This is a genomic window from Rhodococcus sp. 5G237 (assembly GCF_053764735.1).
Window position 1 is genome coordinate 502,400 of sequence record NZ_JBSNCD010000006.1, and the last position, 22,171, is coordinate 524,570.

Below are 22,171 nucleotides of genomic sequence, written 5' to 3' on the forward strand. Positions count from 1 at the left end.
CCGGGATCGTGCCCGGCCCGCACGCACAGATGCAGTACGCACAGATGCACCGGCCTTCCTTGCGGCGATCGCACAGCACCACGGGCACACGGCCCGTCGAGTGCACACACGCCGCATCGAAAGGCAGCGCTGTTCCATGACCACATCATTCTCCGATCTCGGGGTGCCCCGCCCGCTCGTCGCCACGCTGAACGACGCCGGGATCACCAGCCCCTTCCCCATCCAGGTGGACACCCTCCCCGACACCCTCGCCGGTCGCGACGTGCTCGGACGCGGACGTACGGGTAGCGGTAAGACCCTGGCCTTCTCGATCCCGCTCGCCGCTCGCCTCGCCGGCCGGAGCACCCGGGCGGCCGGCCGTCCGCGCGGCCTGATCCTGGCTCCCACCCGCGAGTTGGCGACCCAGATCGCCGCGGCCATCGAACCGCTCGCGCATTCGTCCGGCCTGAAGGTCACCACGATCTTCGGTGGCGTGTCGCAGAAGCGCCAGGTCGAGGCCCTCCGTCGCGGCGTCGACATCGTCATCGCCTGCCCGGGCCGCCTCGAGGACCTCATGCGCCAGAAGTTCGTCGTGCTCGACGACATCGAGGTCACCGTGCTCGACGAGGCCGATCACATGGCCGACCTCGGCTTCCTGCCCGGCGTCACCCGCATCCTCACGGCGACGCCGAAAGACGGCCAGCGCCTGCTGTTCTCGGCCACCCTGGACAACGGCGTCGACAAGCTCGTCAAGCGGTTCCTGAAGAACCCGGTCATGCACTCGGTCGACGAGGCCACCTCCCCCGTCGCCGCGATGACCCACCACGTCTTCGACGTCGCGGGCATGGATGCGAAGAAGGACCTCGTCCGCGCCCTCGCCTCGGGAACCGGTCGCCGAATCCTGTTCATGCGCACCAAGCATCAGGCCCGCAAGCTCGCCAAGCAGCTCACCGACTCCGGCATCCCGGCGGTGGACCTGCACGGCAATCTCTCCCAGAACGCCCGCGACCGCAATCTCGCCGCGTTCTCGTCGGGTGAGGCCCGGGTGCTCGTGGCGACGGACGTCGCCGCACGCGGTGTCCACGTCGACGACGTCGAACTCGTCGTGCACGTCGATCCCCCGGCCGAGCACAAGGCGTACCTGCACCGCTCCGGTCGCACGGCCCGTGCCGGCAGCACCGGCGACGTCGTCACCGTCGTCCTGCCCGACCAGCGCCGGGATCTCGCGGCCATCATGCGCAAGGCCGCCATCGACGTCACCCCCGTCAAGGTGACGGCGGATTCCGAGCACGTGCTGAAGCTCGTCGGCGAGATCGCGCCGTACGTCGCGCCGGCCCCGAAGCAGGCTGCCGCGCCGTCGCGTCCGCAGCGCAACGGTGGTAGCCGCCGTTCGTCGGCTCCCCGCCAGGGCTCCGGTTCGGGTCAGCGTTCCTCGTCGAGCGGACAGCGTTCCGCCGGTGGTCAGCGATCCTCCGGTGGGCAGCGCGCGGCAGGCGGCCAGCGTTCGGCCGGTCAGGGCGCTGCAGCTGCCACCGGTGGCCGTCGTCGCCCCCAGCGCCGTACCTCCGCCGCTCGCTGAGCCGAAGGGCCGGCCTCCCGCGTCAGCCGGGTGAATCGGCCTTCCGCCTCAGCGGGGCGTGAATCGGTGTATCGCGTACATCGCGTCCGCGGACACCGGTTCGGTCGGCACACAGCGGCGTAGGCGCTCGCGTACGTCGTCGGAGTCCAGATCGGCACCGATGACGACGAGTTGCGTCCCGTCGGGCACGTCGTCGCCGCGACCCGCCGATTCGAACCGGATGTGGTCGCCGACGGTGTGCAACAGATAGCTGCCGGTGTCCAATCCGGCAGCGACTCGCACGTATCCCTTGATACGGAACACCCCTGCGGGCTGGTTCTCGAGAAAATCCACCAGCACGCGGGGGTGCAGTGCATCTGCGGACTCGAAGGTGATCGCGTCGTAGCCGTCGTGCAGATGGGTGTGCTCGTGGTCGTCCTGCTCGTAGAGCAACTGGTCGAGGGTGAGCTGCTCCCCCGGCTGCGGCCCCGGCCGCTCCGGGATGTCGAACAGCAACGCCGGGTCGATGCGACCGTGATCGGTCGAGACGACGGCGGCGCGGGAGTTGAGCCGGCACAGGCGGGTCAGCAGATCGTCGTGGGCGTCGCCGTCGATCCGGTCGGTCTTGTTGAGCAGCACCAGATCGGCGAGCGCCACGTGCTGTTCGAGTTCGGGATGCTGCTCCGCGGTCGCGTCGAACTCCACCGCGTCGACGACCAGGACGAGGCCACCGTAGGAGACGTATTCGTTCTCCGAGCCGGCGACGAGCCGGATCATGTTGCGGGGCTCGGCGAGTCCGCTCGCCTCGACGACGATCACGTCGAGATCGGACGAGCGGTGGGCGAGCTTGTCGAGCATCGCATCCATGTCGCTGACATCGACTGCGCAGCACAGACATCCGTTGCTCAGCGAGACCATCGAGTCGACCTGCCCCGCCACCATCATCGAATCGATGTTGACGGAACCGAAGTCGTTGACGATCACGCCGATCCGCGCACCCCGGGTGTTGCGCAGCAGATGGTTGAGCAGCGTCGTCTTCCCCGCGCCGAGAAATCCGGCCACCACGATCACCGGGATCTGCTTCTTCGCCATGATGGTGAGACTAGTCGTGCGCTCGTGCGCGGTTCCGGCGGCGATCGCCACCGGAACCGCGCACCGGCGGCGTCAGCTACCGCGCTTGATCCACTCCTCGAGATGCGGCGACTCGGTGCCGATCGTGGTCCCGTCACCGTGCCCGGTGTGCACCTTCGTCTCCGCGGGCAGGACGAACAGTTTCTCGCGGATCGACCCGATGATGGTCGGGAAATCCGAGAACGAGCGGCCCGTCGCGCCCGGTCCACCGGAGAACAGGGTGTCGCCGGTGAACAGCTCACCCGCTTCCGGCAGGTACAGGCAGGTCGAGCCCGGCGAGTGACCCGGGGTGGCGATCGCCTGGATGTCGGTGCCGGCCACGCTGATCCGCTCCCCGTCCTCGAGCGTGCCGTGCGCGACGCCCGGGTGGGTCATCTCCCACAGCACGTCGTCGGCCGGGTTGAGCAGGATCGGCGCGTCGAGCTTCTCGGACAGTTCCGGTGCCACGGTGATGTGGTCGTTGTGCGCGTGCGTGCACACGATCGCCACGACCTTCCGCCCACCGACGGCGTCGATGATCGGCTGCGCGGTGTGCGCGGCGTCGATCACGACCACCTCGGAGTCGTCGCCGACGAGCCAGATGTTGTTGTCGACCTCCCATTCACCGCCGTCGAGCGCGAAGGTGCCCGACGTGACGACCCGGTCGACGCGGATCGGCGAGGTGCTCACAAGACCACCACCGAACGGAGGACCTCACCGCAGTGCATCGTCTCGAACGCCTTCTCGACGTCGTCGATGCCGATGCGCTCGGTGACGAACTTCTCGAGCGGCAGGCGTCCCTGCTGGTACAGGTCGACGTAGGTCGGGAAGTCGCGCTCGGGCAGGCAGTCGCCGTACCACGAGCTCTTGAGCGAGCCGCCGTGCGAGAAGAAGTCGATGAGCGGCATCTCGAGGGTCATGTCCGGGGTGGGCACGCCGACGAGGACGACGGTGCCGGCGAGGTCGCGCGCGTAGAAGGCCTGCTTGTAGGTCTCCGGGCGGCCCACGGCCTCGATGACGACGTCGGCGCCGAAACCGTTGGTCAATTCCTTGATGGCCTCGACCGCGTCGGTCGAGGTCGAGTTGACGGTGTGGGTGGCGCCGAGGTCGGTGGCCCACTCGAGCTTCTTGTCGTCGCGGTCGACGGCGATGATCGTGCCGGCGCCCGCCAGGCGCGCACCCATGATCGCGGCGTCGCCGACACCGCCGCAGCCGATGACGGCGACGGACTGGCCGCGGGTGACCCCGCCGGTGTTCACGGCGGCACCGAGACCGGCCATGACACCGCAGCCGAGCAGGCCGACGACGGCCGGATCGGCGCTCGGGTCGACCTTGGTGCACTGGCCGGCGTGGACGAGGGTCTTGTCGGCGAACGCGCCGATGCCCAGCGCCGGGGAGAGCTCGGTGCCGTCCTCGAGCGTCATCTTCTGCGTGGCGTTGAAGGTGTCGAAGCAGTACTGCGGCTGACCGCGCTTGCAGGCGCGACACTGGCCGCACACCGCGCGCCAGTTCAGGACGACGAAGTCGCCGACGGCGACCGAGTCGACACCCTCACCGACGGACTCGACGACACCGGCGGCCTCGTGGCCGAGCAGGAACGGGAACTCGTCGTTGATGCCGCCCTCGCGGTAGTGCAGATCGGTGTGGCACACGCCGCACGCGGCGATCGCGACGACGACCTCACCGGGTCCGGGATCGGGGATCACGATGGGCACGACCTCGACGGGCGCTCCCTTCGAGCGAGCGACGACTCCGCGGACTGTTTGCGACATGGTGTCTCCGTTTCGTGATGCGACCGGCAGTGTCCGGTGTTTCCGACTTCCGGTGATTCCGACCCTAGCCACTCCCGCGGCGCTCTGCTCCTGATCGTTCGGCGGGCCCGACCCGGCCGAACGGCCAGGCGCTGAGCGGCGAACTCGAATTGTCCGATTAACGCATTTCCCTTGGATTTTGCGACTCGACGCTCGGGCGGCATTTCTCCGTCGCCACCTCGGAAAACTCGTGTCGATGTAACGCCGCGAGCGACCTTCACGAAATCCGTTACGACCCGTCGCACTTCGACGGGCCGGCAATTCCTCGGTCAGAAACGGATTGGTAGAGGCCCATGGCACTTCGAAAGTCGCTGTCGCGTCGGCGGATTCTCGCCGGCGTCTTCGCCCCCACCGCGCTCGGAGTCGTGGCCGCGGCCGCGATCGTGCTTCCGCAACAGGACACCCCCACCGTTGCCGACCCGTATCTCGCCGGCCTGGCGAAGACCACCGAATGTCACGACATGGTCAGCCTGGGCATCGGTGGTCGCGGCGACATCCCTCGCGACGAGTCGAAGATGCTCGTCGACGAGAACGGCAACCGCCTTCCTGCCGCCCAGCAGGGCGCCTACAGCAGCCACTGGGTCGAGCCGGTCATCAGCGCACCGCTCGAGAACCACGAGGCCGGCGAGGGCTACGCCGCCATCTACATCGAGTACCCGGCCGACCTCGCCAGCTACGAGAACGCCGTGAACAAGGGCGCCGAGAACACCATCGAGGTCATGAAGGCCATCCGGCGGTCCTGCCCGGACACCCAGTTCGCCATCGTCGGCTTCAGCGAGGGCGCCGACGTCGCGCGCCGTGCCGCGATGGAGATCGGTGCGCAGGAGCAGGGCGAGGACGGTTCCTGGGACATCATCGATCCCGGTGCCGTCAGCGGCGTGGTCATCCTCTCCGACGCAGGCCGCGAGGCCGGAGAAGGCTTCTTCCCCGGCGCGGAGAACGGCGCGAACCCCGACGGCTTCGATCGCCCCTACCAGCCGGGCGGCGACCCCGTCCCGGGCCGCGGCGTCCTCCCCGACACGAACGGCGGTTTCGGTCATCTCGCCGGCAAGGTCGCGTCGTTCTGCTCCGAGGGCGACTTCACGTGCTCGGCACCCGAGAACATCGCGCTGATCGAACTGCTCGCGAACGTGGGCCGTCAGGTCAACGGCGACGCCCTGGAACGCGAGGGTCTCACCCCCGCGACCGGCGCCGACCTGGCCCAGGTCGTCGGCCGGGTCGCGCTGCTCGCCCTCGCCGACATCTCGGCGAATCCGGACTGGATGCGGTCCGACGAGACCTTCCTCGAGGTGCTGATCAAGGTCTCCGACCCGAGCTACGATCCCGCCGCCGCCCGCCCCACCACGCCTGTGGCTGCCGACGCCGACTCCGGCGCCACCGGTGGTGAGGACGGTGCCGAGGCGCCCATCCCCGCAGAGCGTCTGTCGAACCTCGCGTACCTGCCGGAGAAGATCGTCAAGGAGGTCGTCGGGTTCATCCGGAGCAACGAGAACACCCTCGCGGTGGTGCTCGCCGACCCGTACGACCAGACCTTCGGCTACAACGAAGAGACCCGAGACCACTACGGTCACCACTTCGACTACTGGGACGACGACATCGACGGCAAGGGCACGTCCACCGTCGAGTACGCCGCCGCTTGGCTCGAGCACCTGGCCCGCGAGGCCAAGGAGGGCAAGAAGGTCGATCCGAAGAAGGTCGACCAGGCCGCGGTGCTCATGATCGCCGAGGAGACGGCGAAGGCCGAGACCGCCGAGGCGTCCACCACGCCGGGGACCTCGCCGTCCTCGACCGTGACCGACGATGCGACGGTCGCCGACAGCAGCGTGCCCGCCCCCGTCGACGGCGCCCCGGCTCCCGCAGGCGACCCCGCTGCACCGGTGGCCCCGCCGGCACCCGAAGCGGGCGTGGCAGCCACGCCCACCCCGGTGACCACCACGGCTCCGGTCCCCACCCCGTCGGAGACCACGACTCCGGCCACGGGCGAGACCACCACGGGCGCCGGGTCGACCACCTCCTCCGGAACGCCCACGACGACCGTCGCCCCGACGACGACCACGTCGCCGGCACCGGCCGCCTGACCCTCCTCGACGGGCCACCCGACGACCGAGAACTCGGCGTCAGCCCGCGGCGCGGACCCCGGCCTCTGCACCGAGAGCCGCGGCCTCACCGCGAGTGCTGACGCCGAGTTTTCGTAGTACGCCGGCCACGTGGAACTTCACCGTCGACTCGCTCACACCGAGGCGTTCGGCAATGACGCGGTTGCGCCGTCCGGCCACGAGATGTTCGAGGACCTCGATCTCCCGGGGCGCGAGCGCGGCGAGCGCATCGAGCGCGGGGCCGTCCGTCGCGGCGATCGGCAGGTCGAGCGGGAAGCTCACCGCGATCCGTGTCCCCCAACCGGGCGTCGACTCGGATTCGATTCCACCACCGAGGGTTTCGACGCGGTCGCGGAGCTGGCGTTCGAGTTCGACGACGTCGATCTCGCCGTGGCCGTCGTCGCGCACGTCCACCAGCAGGGTCGAGTCGTCGCAGGTCCACGCGACGCGCACCCGCGTCGCGTCGGCCTGACCGGACATCGCCAGCACCGCGCCCCGGGCGATCGCGCGGGCCGCGTGTGCGACCTCGCCGGGCAGTCCCCGTCCACCCACTGGCGGAGCGACCATCTGCAGGTCGAGCGGACGGTGCCGCACCAGATCGCGCAGCTCGCCGTGGAGTCGGGCGAACGCGGTGGTCAGCGCCTCCTCCGCGAGTTCGCGGTGCAGGTCCACCGCCGATCGCAGGCCGATCAAGGCCTCGGTCGCCGTCTCCCGCGCCGTGGTCCGGGCACGGGTGTCGTCGAGATCCTTCGACCGCAGGGTCGCGAGGATCGTCTCGAGGGTCACGGCATGGGATTCGGTGAGCTCGGCGACGGTGCGGGCCCGTTCCGCGGAGGCGGCCCGCGATTCCGCGAGATAGGCCGGGCTGGCGGTGTGCACCTGCAACCGGATGCCGGTGGCGACCACGCCGAATGCCGCCCGCACGAGATCGAGGGCCGCGGAGGTGGCCCGGCCCCCGCGCGGCACGAGCACCAGGAGCGTGTCGGTGCCGTCGAGGATCGCGCACACCTCACGATCGCGACCGGCGAGACGGAAGCTGCCGCGGCGGATCTCCCCCGCGGCGAGTTCGTTCCGCACCCGATCCAGCTCGGCGATGGTCACCCGGTCGACGATCGACGGGTCGCCGGCCACCTTCCGCGGCCGGCCGGTGCATTCCCTCGTGAAGATCACCAGGGCGCTGTGCGGAGCGAGGTCGTCGACATAGGGGGAGAATCGCTGCGCGATCTCCGCGAGCGGACCGGTGAGGACGTCACGCAGCTCGGCGATCAGGACCTCAGGGCGACGGGCAGCGGGACTCACGTGCCCACGATATCGGCGTCCACCTGCGCCCTCCCGGAGGAGCCCCGGCCCCAGCCGACGCGTGCATCGCGTACTGCGCCACTTCGGCCCCTCGGACCCCGACCGGCGGTAACATTCCGACCACTGGGGCGACTTCGATTCCTCGTCCGTGGGAGGTGCTGCGAACAGTGGCGGACCCCCGCTCGACGACGGGCACCGCGACCGCGATCGACGGTCGCGACGGGTTCCCCGCGACCGTGCCCGGTCTGCTGCTCGACCGGGTGTCCCGCTCCCCCGACTCCGTCGCCTACCTGCGTCCGGACGGTGAACGGTGGCGACCTTCGACGTGGACGGACGTACGACGGGAGGTCTTCGACCTCGCGGCGGGACTGATCGGCCGGGGTGTGGAAGCCGGATCGCGGGTCGCGATCTGCGCGACGACCTGTTATCGGACCGTCGTCGCCGACCTCGCGATCGCGTGCGCGGGCGGTGCCACCGTCCCGATCTACCCGGCGACCCGCGACGACGAGGTGCGGTCGCAGATCCGGCGTGCGCACGCCGTCCTCACCGTCGCCGACCGGCCCGTCGCCGTCACCGACATCCTGGGCATCGACGGACTCGACGAGCTCGCCGCCGAAGGTCGTCGTCTGCTGCGCACCGACCCCGACGTCGTCGAGCGACGGATCGCTGCGCTGTCCCCGGACGACGAGGCCGCGCTGATCTACACGGCGTGCGAGGACGGCCGCACCAAGGGCGCGTGCCTGACCCACCGAGGCACGACCTACGGTGCCCGTGCCATCGCGCAGACCGGCATGATCTCCTCGTCCGACCGTCAGTTGCTGTGGTTGCCGCTCGCGCACGTCTTCGGGCGGTCGTTGCTGCTCATGGCCATGCACACAGGTGTGAGCACCGCCGTCGACGGTCGCGCCGACCGGGTCACCGCGAATCTGCGGACGGTCCGGCCGACCTTCCTGGGATCGGTCCCGCACGTGCTCGAGAAGGTCGCCCGGCTGGAACGGGACGAGCTCGGAGGTCGGCTCCGCTTCGTCATCTCCGGATCGGCGCGGCTGTCCGAGGCGGTCGCCCGGCGGTTCGAGCAACTCGGTGTACCGGTGCTCGAGTGTTACGGAATCACGGAGACGTCGGGACCGTCGTGCGCGAACCTGCTCGGCGCGCACCGCCCCGGCACGGTCGGCCGGCCGCTGCGCGGCACGGAGGTCCGGATCGCCGATACCGGCGAACTCCTCATCCGGAGTCCCGGAGTGATGACCGGGTACCACGACGATTCCGCGGAAAGCGCCGCCGCGCTCGACGCCGACGGCTGGTTCCACACGGGCGATCTCGCCGAGATCGACGCCGACGGATTCGTAGTCGTGACCGGTCACCGCAAGGACACCTTCAAGACCAGCACCGGAAAGTACGTCGGCCCCACCGCGCTCGCCGACCGCTGGCGGCGGGTGTGTCCGGGCAGCGAACTCGTCGTGGCCGGGGAGCTGCGCCCGTACTGCGTCGGCCTCGTGTTCACCACCGCGCCGGAGTCGGTCGTCGCGGCCGCGCTGGAGCAGCTCGACGCCCGCTCGGATCCGTGGGAACGCATCCGTCGTTTCGTCACGGTGAGCGCGCCGCCGGAGGCCGACGATCTCGACCCGGCCGGGCGTCCGATCCGGGATCGCGTGCTCGCGCGGTACGCCCGTCTCGTCGACGAGATGTACGCGAACGGTCGTCGCGCGGGCCAGGACGGGTCGCGGCAGTCGAATGCCGTCTGAAGTAAGGTTCGCCTAAACGCAGGTCACCGCACGGCCGGAAAGACCGGTCGTTCCGCCGTCCACGATCCCCTGCCGAGGAGAACGCACCCATGGCCCGTAGTCTTCGCCCCATCGAGGTCTTCCCGATCACCACCCGGTACCTGAAGGTGCTCCGCGTGACGGACGTGAGCCCCGGGATGCGGCGGGTGACCCTCGGAGGCGAACAGTTGCAGGCGCACGTCGCGTCGAACGGATTCCCGGTGGAGGCGTTCCGGTCCGACGGTGTGGACGACGAGTTCAAGTTGATGTTCAAGCATCCCGAACTCGACGAGGCCCTCGGCCCCACCCAGGCCGACGGCGTGGTGAACTGGCCGCGCGATCCGAAGCTGCTCATGCGCACCTACACCGTCCGGCGCTGGGATCCGGTCGCCGGCGAGATCGACGTGGACTTCGTGCGCCACGGCGTGGGTCCCGCGTCGAGCTGGTCGTACCGTGCGGAGCCCGGTGAGACGATTCAGATCGCCGGACCGAAGTCATCGGCCGGACACCCGCAGGGCGTGGACTGGACGCTCGTGGCGGGCGACGAGACGGCGCTACCCGCCATCGGGCGCTGGCTCGAGAACTGGCCGGCGGGTGCACGCGGCCGGATCTTCGTCGAGATCGCCGACGACTCGCATCGGCAGGATCTTCCCGTTCCCGACGGGGTGGAGCTGACCTGGCTGAGCCGCGACGGCGCCGAGCCTGGCACGACGACCCTGTTGTTCGATGCCCTCCGGGCCGCCGAGTGGTGGGAGGGCACGGTCTTCGCGTGGGTGGCCGGTGAGGCCCTCACGCTCACCCCGATCCGGCGGTGGCTGCGCAACGAGAAGGGCCTGCCCAAGGAACAGGTGGAGGTCACCGGCTACTGGCGTCGTCAGGAGGTCGCGGTGTCGGAGGCCGACGCGTCCCTCCCCGATTTCGAGGCGACCGAGGACGAACGCGACCGCTTCGACGAACTGGCCGAGATCGCACCGGGTTTCGCGCTGCGGGTCGCAGCGACCATCGGACTGGCGACGGCCTTCGACGCGTCGCCGCGCACCCTCGACGAGCTCGTGGCCAAGACCGGGACCGACCGCACCGGCCTGGGCAAACTGCTCCGTTATCTCGTCGCCGTGGGGGTGGCCGAGGATCTCGGCGAGAGCCGGTTCCGGCTCACCGGGGTCGGCCGTGAACTCGAGGACGACCACCACATCGAGGAACTGCGACTCGACGGTGTGCACGCGCAGCGGGAACTGGCAGGCATGCTCGCGCTCCTCGCCGCCGTCCGCACGGGTCGCGGGGACGACGCGCAGCGGTTCGGGAAGAGCTTCGCGCAGCGCGTCGCGGACGACACCGCTCTGCTGACGGACCGGTACGAGCAGGAGGCCGAGATGGCCGTCTACTTCGCCGGTGCCCTCGCGGCGAAGGTGCCCTCCGAGGTCTCGACGATCGTGGTCTCCGGTGAGGCGGCCGGTTCCTATGCCCACGCCCTCGTCACGGCGAATCAGTCGGCACGGGCGACCGTGGTGGCCGCGCCGTCGGAGATCGAGGTCCTGCGTCGCGTCCACGGCGAGCACGAGCGCGTCGGCTATACGCCGGGCAGCATGCTCGAAGCCCGGCCCGAGCCGGTCGACGCGGTGCTGCTGAGCGGGCGGTTGAACGAACTGCCCGAGGCCGACGCCGTGCACGTGCTGCAGCAGGCGGCGGCCGGACTGAAGCCGGGCGGCCGGATCCTCGTCTTCGGCAATGTGCTCGACGACGTCGCCCGTGAGCACGACTACGAGGACGATCTCATCGACTTCGCACTCACCGGTGGCGGTGGTCGTACGCACGAGGACCACGTGGCACTGTTCGAGGCGGCCGGCCTCGCGGAACCCGAGCGCACGACGGTGGGCTGGGGCATGACGCTGTACACGTCCACCGGCTCGGCGGGCTGAGATCGTGAGAATGCAGCGGCCTCGCGACGCACGGGGCCGCTGCAGAACGACGAGAAGAGCTGCTGCGAGGAGTTTCCCGCGAGGAATGTCTTCCGAAGGGTGGAGCTAAGGGGACTCGAACCCCTGACCCCCACACTGCCAGTGTGGTGCGCTACCAGCTGCGCCATAGCCCCTTGCACGGCCCTGACGGGGACCGCCACCGAAGACTACAGGCGAGAGCGTGAACTCCCGCCTGTAGCGATCTTGTGGAGCTAAGGGGACTCGAACCCCTGACCCCCACACTGCCAGTGTGGTGCGCTACCAGCTGCGCCATAGCCCCGTATTCGGTTGTACCGTCGCGCTCCGGTGACCCCTTCGCGCTGAAAGAAAACTACACCATCGCGCTCGACGCCAACAAATCGGCTGGTAGACGGCGTGACTGTGGCGGGGGGACATACCATGTGCGGTCCCCACCCCCGCTCCGTCTCTCCAACAAATTTGGTTCCCCAGTTTTCGTTGTCGAGGGGGTCGATGACGGTTCCCTCGTACACGACGGCCGGAGTGCCGGCCGCTCCGGTCGTCGCGAGCAGCCGGCGTCCCGCCTCCGCGTCGGCCGAGGCCTGCTCGATCCGGGCGCCGTCGGTGATGCACTGCGCGACGTCCTCGGAGGCACCCGCGTCGCGCGCCATCTGCGCGAGACCCGCGTTGTCGATGTCACCGTCGCCACCCTCGGCCGGCTGGTTGTCGGGCGACAGCAACGCGTCGTGGAATGCGGAGAACGCGCGGGCGTCCCCGCTCTCGGCGACGCACTGTGCCGCCGCCACCGCGCGGGTCGAGTAGTCGCCGCTGCTCGACGCCCGGTCGAGGAAGGCGAGCATCCGGTACCGGATCGCCAGCTGCCCGTCGTCGATCGCCTGGGCGAGCTCCTGTGAGTGCTTGTGTTCGAGTTCGGCGCAGTACGGGCACAGCGGGTCTTCGAACAGGTCGATGGTCCGCGGGGCGTCGGGGCGGCCCAGCAGGATCGCACCGTCGTCCTCGATAGACACCTCCACCGCGGCGTTCTGCACGGAGCCGTAACCGTCGTTGCGGGGATCGCCGCTACCCGACGACCACAGGACACCACCGACGACGAGCGCACCGATCACCAGGATCGCGATGCCGCCGAGAATGTAGGTGAACCTGTTCGACGTCGGCTCCGGTGTGTACTTGCCGGATGAGACCTTCTTCGCGCTCACGGATGCTGCCCTCTACTGCTCGTCGATGGGGAAGGACGATCTCACTCTGCCATCGACGGCTGAGGGGTCGCTGAGAGGGCAGCCCGTGAACCCGGACCGAGCGCGAACCAGGTGCGCGGCCGGACGACCAGCCATATCGACATCGCCAGGAAGCCGACGTCGCGGGCGATCTCGATCGCGTAGTCGCGGCCGTCGACGCCCTCGACCACACCTCCTCCCCCGAAACAGCCGCAATCGATCGACAGGCCGCGCGCCCACGCCGAGGCGATCGCGGCGACGAGCGCGACCAGCCCCAGCGCGCTGACGAGCGCTGCGGAGCGCGTCGCGAGACCCACGAGCAGGATCGACCCCAGGGCCAGTTCGAGCACGGGGAAGACGGCGGCGAACGGCCGCACCCAGTCGGTAGGGAAAATCTGGTACGCCCGTACCGCCACGACGGTCTGCGTCGGATCCGAGAACTTCACCCAACCGGAGACGAGCCACACCGCCGCCAGACCGTATCGGGCGAGCGTGGAGACGAGACCGACCCACATACCGGCGACAGTACCGATCGGTCGCCTCACCGCGCCGTGTCGTCGGTCACCGGCGTCGCTTGCTCCGCGACGCGGGGCCGTCCGACGACGAACCACGGCAGCGTCGCCGCGAGCATGATCACGCCCGTGACCGCGAAGGCCGTCGAGTACGACAACCGGTCCGCGAGGAAGCCGGCGGCGACCGGGCCGATCACCGCGCCGACATCGGCGACCATCTGGAAGGCCGCGAGCACCGGCCCGCCCCGGGCCTTGCTGCCCACGACGTCGGCGACGGCGGCCTGCTGCGAGGGGTTCGACAGCCCGGACCCCATACCCGCCACGAACGAGGTGATGAGGAACCAGACGACGCTCTCGGTGAATCCCATCGCGATCGTGCTGACCCCGCACACCACCAGGCCGGCCAGGACGAAGGGTCGCCGCCCGAACCGGTCGGACAGCTTGCCCGACTTGATGAGGACGAGAGCGTTGCCCACAGCGAAGGCGGTCAGCGCGACACCCGCGAACGCCTCACCCTCGTCGAGCGCCTCGACGACGAACAGCGGCACCATCGCCACGCGGACCCCGAACACCACCCAGCCGTTGGCGAAGTTCGATCCCAGCGCCGCACGGTAGACCGGCGAGCGCAGCGCGTCGCGCAGGCGCATGACGGGCACGCCGTCCCCGCTGTCGGGACGGGCGAGCTCCGACGAACGCAGGCTGATCCCCACGACCGAAGCCGCGACGAGCAGTGCCACGGCGTAGATGAGGAAGGGTGCGCGCAGCCCCAGTCCGATCAGGGCACCACCGAAGAGCGGGCCGAGGATGTTGCCCATGAGGAAGCTGGTCGCGTACAGACCGGAGACGCGCCCGCGGGCGTCGGGGGGCGCGATCCGCACGAGGAGGCCGAGCGCCGACACCGTGAACATCGTCGACCCGATGCCGCCGAGGGCACGGAAGACGAGCAGCTGCCAGTAGCTCGCCGCGAATGCGCATGCGCCCGTCGACAGGGCGACGATGAGTAGGCCCGTGATGTAGACGGGCCGCTCCCCCAGCTTCTGCACCAGCGACCCGCTCGCAGGTGCGAAAAGCAGTCGCATCGCAGCGAACGACGACACGACGACCGTCGCCGCCGTCACACCGACGTCGAAGCTGCGCGCGAATTGGGGCAGCGCGGGAGCGACGAGACCGAAGCCGAGCGCGATCACGAAACTCGCGACGACCAGAACCCAGATTTCCCGCGGCAACGCCGCGTCACGTGTCCGCATGATGCCCACGATGTTAGCGAGGCGCACGACCTCGCCCGGTCGCGCGGTAGACGAGCAGGCTCAGGACAGGACGGACGAGACGAGTTCGCGTGCCGCCTGCTGGACCTCGGCGAGATGGTCGGGGCCGCGGAACGATTCGGCGTAGATCTTGTAGACGTCCTCGGTTCCGGAGGGGCGAGCGGCGAACCACGCGTTCTCGGTGGTGACCTTGAGACCACCGATCGCAGCACCGTTTCCGGGGGCCGCGGTGAGCGTCGCGGTGATCGGTTCGCCGGCGAGTTCGGTGGCGCCGACCTGCTCGGGCGACAGCTTCGACAGCACCGCCTTCTGCTCGCGCGTCGCCGGCGCGTCGACGCGCGCGTAGGCGGGGTCGCCGTACCGGTCGACGAGTTCGGCGTAGTACCGGGACGGGCTCGTCTCCGTCACCGCGGTGATCTCCGCCGCGAGCAGGGCGAGGACGATGCCGTCCTTGTCGGTGGTCCACACCGAGCCGTCGCGCCGAAGGAAGGACGCACCGGCGCTCTCCTCCCCGCCGAAGCCCAGCGAACCGTCGCTCAGGCCGGGGACGAACCATTTGAAGCCGACCGGCACCTCGAGCAGGTCGCGGCCGAGGCCGGCGGCGACCCGGTCGATCATCGACGAACTCACGAGCGTCTTGCCCACCTTGCTCGATTCCGCCCAGCCCGGGCGGTTGCGGAACAGGTAGTCGATCGCGACGGCGAGATAGTGGTTCGGGTTGAGCAGACCGGCGTCGGGGGTGACGATGCCGTGCCGGTCGGCGTCGGCGTCGTTTCCGGTCGCGAGATCGTAGGCCTCGCGGTTGCCGATCAGCGACGCCATGGCGTTCGGCGACGAGCAGTCCATGCGAATCTTCCCGTCGGTGTCGAGCGTCATGAACCGCCAGGTGGCGTCGACGAGCGGATTGACGACGGTGAGGTCGAGGGCGTGCCGTTCGGCGATCTCACCCCAGTAGTCGACGCTCGCACCACCCATCGGGTCGGCACCGATCCGTACCCCCGCAGCGCGGACGACGTCGAGATCGACGATGTTCGGCAGATCGTCGATGTAGGCGGCGAGGAAGTCGTGTCGTCCGGCGGACGCGAGGGCCGACGAGAGCGGCACCCGCTTCACCCCGTCGAGTCCGGCGGCGAGCAGTTCGTTGGCGCGGGCGGCGATGACCGACGTCGCGTCGCTGTCGGCCGGACCACCCGACGGCGGGTTGTACTTGAAGCCACCGTCGCGCGGAGGATTGTGCGAGGGGGTGACGACGATCCCGTCGGCGCGGGCACCGGAGCCGGAATTGTGCTGCAGGATCGCGTGACTGACGGCCGGGGTCGGGGTGTAGCGGTCGCGGGAGTCGACGACCACCTCGACGCCGTTCGCGACGAGCACTTCGAGCGCGCTCGCCCAGGCCGGTTCGGACAGGGCGTGCGTGTCGCGGCCGAGGAACAGCGGGCCCGAAGTGCCCTGCCGGGCGCGATATTCGACGATCGCCTGGGTGGTCGCGAGGATGTGGGCTTCGTTGAACGCACCGTCGAGGCTCGAGCCGCGATGACCGGACGTGCCGAAAGCCACCTGCTGCGAGGCGTTCTCGGGATCCGGTTGCACGGTGTAGTAGGCGGTGACAAGGTGTGCGAGATCTTCGAGATCCGCCGCGGTGGCCGGCTGTCCCGCTCGTTCGTGCGCCATGTGCTCTCCTCGTCGATGGTGGTGTTCTCATCTTGCCGCCGATCCGCGGCACGCGCGGGATGAGTACCCCGATCCGCGCGTCGATACGGATAACGGACGAAAAGGTCATCACGGTCGTGGGACCAAAGTTTCTGACCCGAAAGTAGTATTGGTACCTCACAATTAGGTGAGCTAACTTCAGTGAACGAAATGAAGACGATGCCGGGGAGGACATTTCTTCGTTTCGCTCTCGCTGTTTCGGCGCCGTCTCCGACGTCTCCGGGACCGACAGCGACCGTGCCCGTCGTCGAGAACACTCGCACCCTGAGTCTCGACGGCGGGCACTGCCGTTTCCAGGACACTGCCGTTTCCCGGGCGCTGCCGATCAGGCCCACCCGGACAACAAGAAACCCGGGTAGGTGATCGATGGTCGATCTCCTACCCGGGTCGATGGTGGAGCTGCCGGGAATCGAACCCGGGTCCTCCGCCGCCTCGCGAGGGCTTCTCCGTGTGCAGTTCGCTATGTCTCTACTCGGATCTCCCGTTCTCGCGAACAAGACGAGATGACGATCCCAGTCGCTGTTTGTTGTCCCGTACGACTCCGCGACCGAGCCGGACGGTAGAGCTCTCTAGTCGATGCCAGGATCCGGGTCGAGAGCAAACCCGGGCTGACAGAGACGCGCTCGCTTAGGCAGCGAGGGCGTACTCGCGCTGAGTGGACTCGGCGCTTAATTGGTTGCAGCGACGCTTACGGTGGTCTCTTGCCTGCACCGACACGCTTCCCCTTGCTCAACGTACGCAGTCGAAACCGTTCAGCCCCGTACGCACCTGCGACCTTCGCAGGACTACCTACTGTAACGACCCGAGGGCCCGATGTCATTCCCATTTCCGGAAACGATTCGCGGGCGGGTCATGAGCCTGCTCACACCGCCGCTCACCAGCCACGGAACCGCGTCGGGGTCACCCGGACGGGAACGGAGTAGTCGCCCCGGAAGGCGCCCGGGCTGTAGTCGAGCGAGCGCATACCCGCTTCGTACTTGTCGACGTACCGCCGCCATTCGTCGTCGTCGACGCTCTCGGCAACCGTAGCTGTCCCGGTGAACACCGCGACGTGCCCGCCGCCGCTGTCGGCTTCGAGGTTGACGGCGACCCGTGGACGGGCGGTGATGTTGGCGAGCTTGGCGGTGCCGGGCTGCGAGAAGAGCAGGAAACTCTCACCGGACCACAGGAACCACACGGGCGTGGGGACGGGTCCGCCGTGGCGGTCGACCGTGGTCAGCCAGATCACGGATTCGTCGGTCAGTCGCTTCAGGACCGTATCGGGAATCGAGAGGGTGGAAGGAACGGTTTCGGTCATGGCATCCTCGGCTTTCTCCGAGTCCGGCGTCGCCGGGCGTGACCCGTGGTGCCCCGTCCGACGGCGCGCTTTCCGCGATGCCGGATCCAACGCCTCCGTGCCTCGTGTTCTTCCCCATCCAGGACGGATCAGCCGGGCAGGCTGACGAGTGCGACGGCGAGGCCGGCTGCGAGCAGGCCGAGCAGTTTCACCCGGCTCACCCGCTCACCGAGCACGATGACGGCGAGCAGGACCGTCACCGCCGGATACAGCGCCGCGATCACGCTCACCAGCGACAGCAGGCCGTGCTGGTAGGCGAACAGCAGTGCGCCGTTCGCGATCACGTCGATCGCGCCGATGCCGATCAGGATCGGCAGGAGCGACCGGATCGGCCACACCACGGTGCGCCACGAGAAGGCGATCACGAGCCAGACCACGAGGGTGGCGGTCGCGCGGGAGGCGGCGAGCGGCCACAGTCCGGTGCCGGTCTCGACCTGGCCGAGGCCGATGAACGACAACGCGAAGGCGATGCCCGATCCGACCGTCCACCACGCGATCCTCGACGTGAAGCGCGGGTGTCCGACACCGGTGACGGTCTCGTCGGATTCGCGGCTGACCAGCCCCACTGCGATCACCGCGACGACGATGCCGAGATAGGCGAGCAGACCGGGCCGGTCCCCCGTCGCGATGCCGACGAGCACGGGGATCCCGGCCACGACGACGGCGGTGACCGGTGAGACGACCGACATCGGCCCGTTCGCCAGTGCGAGATAGAACCACCAGACGGCGATTCCGCCGGCCACGCCCGCCGCGGCACCCCACGCGAGGGAGCCTGCGGTGAGGTCGCCACCGACGATCGACGCGGCGATCAGGGACACGACGAGCGAGACCGGGTAGGTGACGGCGACGACGCCGAGCGCGCTCGCGCGCCGGGAAGCGGCGCCTCCGGCGAAATCGCTGAGGCCGTAACCGACCGCCGCGAGCAGCGCGAGCGCGACCGCGATCAGCGGCTCATGCCCTTCACCCGCCGGCCGAGCTCGCGGGTCACCTCACGTTCGGCGGTCCGGCGTGCGAGATCCTGACGCTTGTCGTAGTCCTGCTTGCCCTTGGCGAGCGCGAGCTCGACCTTGACCTTGCCGTCGGAGAAGTACATCGACAGTGGCACGAGGGTCTGGTTGCCCTCACGGGTCTTGCCGACGAGCGCGTCGATCTCCCGGCGGTGCAGCAGCAGCTTGCGGGTGCGGCGCGGAGCGTGGTTGGTCCACGTGCCGTGCCCGTATTCCGGAATGTGCAGACCCCGCAACCACACCTCGCCGTCGTCGACGGTCGCGAACGCGTCGACCAGGGAGGCCTTGCCCTCCCGCAGGCTCTTGACCTCGGTACCGACGAGGGCGATGCCCGCCTCGTAGGTGTCGAGGATGGTGTAGTTGTGGCGCGCCTTCCGGTTGGTCGCGATGACCTTCCGGCCCTTTTCCTTCACGTGCAGGCCTTTCCGGTCCACGATCGATCGAACAGAACACCGTCCAGCATAGGAACCTCGCACAACACCTTATTCACGCACGTACAGACGCAAGGTCACATACGAGGTGAGAGCGGCCATCCCCACACCCACGAGCACCAGGAACGGCGAGACCAGAAGGATGTCGCTGTCGGTGATGCGGGCGACGATGTTCGCGTCGTAGACCTCGGTGAGCATGTCGTCGACGAACATGCTCTTGGCGACGAACAGGCCGCCGATGGCGAGCGCGGCACCGACGATCGCGGCGATCACCGCCTCGAGGAGGAAGGGCAGCTGCGTGTACCAGCGGGTCGCGCCGACCAGGCGCATGATGCCGACCTCGGTGCGGCGGGTGAAGGCCGCGATCTGCACCATGTTGGCGATCAGCAGCACGGCCGCGATCGCCTGGATCGTAGCGATGGCGAACGCGCCGTTGCGGATGCCGCCGAGCACACCGAACAGGCGCTCGACGAGATCCTGCTGGTTCAGCACGCTGTCGACGCCGGGTCTGGTGCCGAAGTCGTCCTGGATCGCCGCGAAGCGATCCGGATCGGACATCTTGATCTTGAAGGAGGCCGGGAAGCTGTCGGCGCTCACGAGTTCGGCGAGTTCGGGCTGATCGGCGAAGACGCGTTCGGTGGCGTCGGCGACGGCATCGTCGCGGCTCAGGTACTGGACCGACACCACGTCGTCGGTGCCCTCGAGGTCGCTGCGCAGAGCGGAGCAGAGGTCCTGCTCGCACTCCGGATCGAGCGAGGAGATGTCCTCGGTCAGGAACACCTGTACCTCGACCCGGTCGAGGAAGATCCGTTCCGTCTTGCCCGCCATCTGGACCACGAGCAGACCCGCACCGAACAGCGCGAGGGAGATCGCCGTGGTGAGGATCATCGCGATGGTCATGGTGAGGTTGCGGCGCAGGCCGGTGGTGACCTCGCTGAACAGGAAGCTGGCACGCATCGGGTGGGAATCCTTCGGTTGCCTGGTGGGGATGCTCGGGTGACGGGATCTACCGGCCGACGCCGTAGACGCCGCGTGCCTCGTCGCGCACGACGCGTCCGAGATCGAGTTCGACGACCCGCCGCCGCATCGAGTCGACGATGTGGTGGTCGTGGGTCGCCATGAGCACCGTCGTGCCCGTGCGGTTGATGCGTTCGAGCAGCAGCATGATGTCCTGGCTGGTCTCGGGGTCGAGGTTGCCGGTCGGTTCGTCGGCCATCAGCACGAGCGGCCGGTTGACGAACGCGCGCGCGATCGCGACGCGCTGCTGTTCGCCGCCGGACAGTTCGGCGGGCAGCCGGTCGGCCTTGCCGGACAGTCCCACCAGGTCGAGAACCTCCGGCACCGTCCGTTCGATCACTCCGCGCGGCTTGCCGATCACTTCGAGAGCGAACGAGATGTTCTCGGCGACCGTCTTGCGCTGGAGCAGCCGGAAGTCTTGGAAGACGCACCCGAGATTCTGGCGCAGCTTCGGCACGCGCCGCGCCGGCAGCCGGTTGACGTGGAAATCGGCCACGTGGATGTCGCCGGTGGTGGGCTTCTCCTCGCGCAGGAGCAACCGGAGGAAGGTCGACTTCCCGGATCCGGAGGGACCGATGAGAAAGACGAACTCGCCCTTCTCGACGTGCACCGAGACCCCTTCGAGTGCGGGGCGCGTGGACGTCTTGTAGGACTTGGACACATTCTCCAGCCGGATCACGTGGACATGCTAACCGTTACCGGACGGTGACCTATTGACCCGGCTCGTCGGCGCTCTACGACGGCGGGGCGTCGGTGTCCTCGGTCACCGTCGGGTTCTGCTGGTCGTTCACCCCGGGGATCCGCGGCAGATCGAACGGGAACTGCCTGTTCGTCGTGGTGGGAATCCCCGTGGTCGGCACGTCCTGTTGCGGCACGACCCCCTGTTCCGAACCCGGCGCATCGGTCGACGGCGTGGGCCGGGAGAGCGACGAGGTCGTCGGCGGATAGGGCGTGTCGGTGGTCTCCGGCACGTACTCCTCCTCCGGGACCGTGGTCGCCGGCGGCACGTACGGCACGTACGGGGTCTCGGAGATGAGCACGGCGGTCGACGGTGCCGCGGGGTTGTCCTCGGGCTGGTTCAGGAACAGATAGGTCACCCACAGCGCGAGCCACAGGGTGCACAACGCGAAGGTCGTGGTCCTGATCCGCCCACCCAGCAGGTGCGACGGGATGCGCCTGCGGTGCGTCTGCTCCGGCTCGGTCGCCGCGCCTCCACCCGAGGCCCCTCCACCCGGTGTCACTGTGCCTCCACTCGATCGACCACGCTGGCGGTGTCGAGCTGGGGCGTGACGGTGATGCCCTGTTCACGCAGCGCTCGCGCGATCCGCGCACGCAGCAGACGGCCCACCTGGAACTGCTTGCCGGGCAGCGTGCGCGCGACCATGCGGACGCTGAGCTGATCCACCTCGAGGCTCTCGACACCCATCACGCTCGGTTCGTCGAGCAACAGCTCCCGCAGGCGGGGTTCCTGGTATGCAGCGACACCCAGTTCGCGCAGGATCTCGGTGACGTCGGCGATGTCGGCGGTCACCGGGATCGGCACGTCCACCACGGCGCGCGCCCAGTCCTTCGACAGGTTGACGGCCTTGTTGATCTGCCCGTTGGGGACGGTGATGACCTCGCCCGCCGTGCTGCGCACCCGGGTGACACGCAGTGTGACGTCCTCGACGGTGCCGACCGCGTCCTCGGACGCACCGGTCACGGAGATCTGCACCGTGTCGCCGAAGCCGTACTGGCGTTCGGTGATGATGAAGAACCCCGCAAGGATGTCCTGCACGATGCGCTGGGCACCGAAGCCGAGCGCCGCGCCGAGCACGGTCGCCGGCGCGACCAGGCTGCCGATGGGCAGCTGGAGATAGTCGAACACCTTCAGGGTGGCGACGATGTACACGAACGAGATCGCCATCCACGTGACCACCTGGGCGACCGAGTGGCGGTGCTTCGTCGCTTCGGACCGCACGAGGTCGTCGGACTGCGTGTAGCGCTCGTCGATGCGCCGCGTGATGCGGCTGCCGATCCAGGAGACGAACCGGGCGATGAGAACCGCGCCCAGGATCGTGAGTGCGATCAGCAGCCCGCTCGTCGACAACCAGTCGAGCAGTCTAGCTCCGGGAAGAAACGGCACAGGG

The 22,171-nt window shown here is 68.9% G+C and carries 18 protein-coding genes, 2 tRNA genes, 1 other RNA gene and 1 pseudogene; 4 read left to right on the top strand and 18 right to left on the bottom strand.

Annotation, left to right across the window (positions count from 1 at the left end; genetic code table 11):
- Nucleotides 1–136: 136 nt before the first annotated feature.
- Nucleotides 137–1,558 (top strand): DEAD/DEAH box helicase, encoded by a 1,422-nt coding sequence (locus ACWPOC_RS17265; protein ID WP_159417925.1) that lies wholly within the window; start codon nucleotides 137–139, stop codon nucleotides 1,556–1,558.
- Between the two features lie 48 nt (nucleotides 1,559–1,606).
- Here ACWPOC_RS17265 and ACWPOC_RS17270 read toward each other — a convergent pair whose 3' ends face one another.
- From ACWPOC_RS17270 to ACWPOC_RS17280, 3 genes are all read right to left on the bottom strand, one after another.
- The gene (locus ACWPOC_RS17270) at nucleotides 1,607–2,629 is read right to left on the bottom strand and encodes a CobW family GTP-binding protein (RefSeq protein ID WP_145693129.1); all 1,023 of its coding nucleotides are present in this window, start codon (nucleotides 2,627–2,629) and stop codon (nucleotides 1,607–1,609) included.
- A gap of 72 nt (nucleotides 2,630–2,701) precedes the next feature.
- On the bottom strand, nucleotides 2,702–3,337 hold the full coding sequence (locus tag ACWPOC_RS17275; RefSeq protein WP_120279802.1) for an MBL fold metallo-hydrolase: 636 nt from the start codon (nucleotides 3,335–3,337) through the stop codon (nucleotides 2,702–2,704).
- Entirely contained in the window at nucleotides 3,334–4,419 is a 1,086-nt protein-coding gene (locus ACWPOC_RS17280; protein WP_455409015.1) for an S-(hydroxymethyl)mycothiol dehydrogenase, read from the bottom strand. The genes ACWPOC_RS17275 and ACWPOC_RS17280 overlap by 4 nt, the downstream gene beginning before the upstream one ends.
- A 332-nt stretch (nucleotides 4,420–4,751) precedes the next feature.
- Between ACWPOC_RS17280 and ACWPOC_RS17285 the strand changes: the two genes are divergently transcribed.
- Entirely contained in the window at nucleotides 4,752–6,536 is a 1,785-nt protein-coding gene (locus ACWPOC_RS17285) for a cutinase family protein (RefSeq protein ID WP_455409016.1), read from the top strand.
- Nucleotides 6,537–6,575: 39 nt separating this feature from the next.
- On the opposite strand, the gene ACWPOC_RS17290 is transcribed toward ACWPOC_RS17285, so the two are convergent.
- Nucleotides 6,576–7,853, bottom strand: a complete 1,278-nt coding sequence (locus ACWPOC_RS17290) for a LuxR C-terminal-related transcriptional regulator (protein WP_120279804.1) — start codon at nucleotides 7,851–7,853, stop codon at nucleotides 6,576–6,578.
- Between the two features lie 167 nt (nucleotides 7,854–8,020).
- Here ACWPOC_RS17290 and ACWPOC_RS17295 point away from each other — a divergent pair, with 167 nt between their 5' ends.
- Nucleotides 8,021–9,598, top strand: coding sequence for an AMP-binding protein (locus ACWPOC_RS17295; protein WP_120279805.1), 1,578 nt, complete (start codon nucleotides 8,021–8,023; stop codon nucleotides 9,596–9,598).
- Between the two features lie 89 nt (nucleotides 9,599–9,687).
- A complete protein-coding gene (locus ACWPOC_RS17300; RefSeq protein WP_455409017.1) occupies nucleotides 9,688–11,532 on the top strand; it encodes an SIP domain-containing protein in 1,845 nt (614 codons plus the stop codon).
- Nucleotides 11,533–11,632: 100 nt separating this feature from the next.
- Here ACWPOC_RS17300 and ACWPOC_RS17305 read toward each other — a convergent pair.
- The 14 genes and pseudogenes from ACWPOC_RS17305 to ACWPOC_RS17370 all read right to left on the bottom strand — a co-directional run bounded on the left by ACWPOC_RS17305 (nucleotide 11,633) and on the right by ACWPOC_RS17370 (nucleotide 22,167).
- A tRNA-Ala gene (locus ACWPOC_RS17305) sits at nucleotides 11,633–11,705 on the bottom strand.
- A 73-nt stretch (nucleotides 11,706–11,778) separates the two neighbouring features.
- Nucleotides 11,779–11,851 (bottom strand) — tRNA-Ala (locus tag ACWPOC_RS17310).
- Nucleotides 11,852–12,017: 166 nt separating this feature from the next.
- Nucleotides 12,018–12,746 (bottom strand): annotated as a pseudogene (locus ACWPOC_RS17315) (DsbA family protein); the annotation flags it as partial.
- Nucleotides 12,747–12,787: 41 nt separating this feature from the next.
- Complete coding sequence (locus ACWPOC_RS17320; RefSeq protein ID WP_120279808.1) at nucleotides 12,788–13,279, bottom strand: MauE/DoxX family redox-associated membrane protein; 492 nt, start codon at nucleotides 13,277–13,279, stop codon at nucleotides 12,788–12,790.
- 26 nt (nucleotides 13,280–13,305) lie between these two features.
- Entirely contained in the window at nucleotides 13,306–14,523 is a 1,218-nt protein-coding gene (locus ACWPOC_RS17325; RefSeq protein ID WP_174247012.1) for an MFS transporter, read from the bottom strand.
- Between the two features lie 60 nt (nucleotides 14,524–14,583).
- The gene (gene pgm / locus ACWPOC_RS17330; RefSeq protein ID WP_455409018.1) at nucleotides 14,584–16,212 is read right to left on the bottom strand and encodes a phosphoglucomutase (alpha-D-glucose-1,6-bisphosphate-dependent); all 1,629 of its coding nucleotides are present in this window, start codon (nucleotides 16,210–16,212) and stop codon (nucleotides 14,584–14,586) included.
- A gap of 430 nt (nucleotides 16,213–16,642) precedes the next feature.
- Nucleotides 16,643–17,011, bottom strand: a transfer-messenger RNA (tmRNA) gene (ssrA, locus tag ACWPOC_RS17335).
- 114 nt (nucleotides 17,012–17,125) lie between these two features.
- A complete protein-coding gene (locus ACWPOC_RS17340; RefSeq protein WP_120279811.1) occupies nucleotides 17,126–17,548 on the bottom strand; it encodes a TIGR03667 family PPOX class F420-dependent oxidoreductase in 423 nt (140 codons plus the stop codon).
- Nucleotides 17,549–17,676: 128 nt separating this feature from the next.
- Nucleotides 17,677–18,534 carry an EamA family transporter gene (locus ACWPOC_RS17345; protein WP_455409036.1) on the bottom strand — a complete coding sequence of 286 codons (858 nt, stop codon included), beginning with the start codon at nucleotides 18,532–18,534 and terminating at the stop codon, nucleotides 17,677–17,679.
- Nucleotides 18,531–19,007, bottom strand: coding sequence for an SsrA-binding protein SmpB (gene smpB / locus ACWPOC_RS17350; RefSeq protein WP_024101458.1), 477 nt, complete (start codon nucleotides 19,005–19,007; stop codon nucleotides 18,531–18,533). Before smpB ends, ACWPOC_RS17345 begins: the two co-directional genes overlap by 4 nt.
- Before the next feature lie 69 nt (nucleotides 19,008–19,076).
- Nucleotides 19,077–19,982: a permease-like cell division protein FtsX gene (ftsX, locus tag ACWPOC_RS17355; RefSeq protein WP_120279813.1), complete on the bottom strand. Its 906-nt coding sequence runs from the start codon at nucleotides 19,980–19,982 to the stop codon at nucleotides 19,077–19,079.
- A 49-nt stretch (nucleotides 19,983–20,031) separates the two neighbouring features.
- Nucleotides 20,032–20,721, bottom strand: a complete 690-nt coding sequence (gene ftsE, locus ACWPOC_RS17360; RefSeq protein WP_006550350.1) for a cell division ATP-binding protein FtsE — start codon at nucleotides 20,719–20,721, stop codon at nucleotides 20,032–20,034.
- A gap of 55 nt (nucleotides 20,722–20,776) precedes the next feature.
- Nucleotides 20,777–21,283 carry a hypothetical protein gene (locus ACWPOC_RS17365; RefSeq protein WP_455409019.1) on the bottom strand — a complete coding sequence of 169 codons (507 nt, stop codon included), beginning with the start codon at nucleotides 21,281–21,283 and terminating at the stop codon, nucleotides 20,777–20,779.
- Nucleotides 21,280–22,167 (bottom strand): mechanosensitive ion channel family protein, encoded by an 888-nt coding sequence (locus ACWPOC_RS17370; protein ID WP_225623583.1) that lies wholly within the window; start codon nucleotides 22,165–22,167, stop codon nucleotides 21,280–21,282. The genes ACWPOC_RS17365 and ACWPOC_RS17370 overlap by 4 nt, the downstream gene beginning before the upstream one ends.
- Nucleotides 22,168–22,171 lie beyond the last annotated feature (4 nt).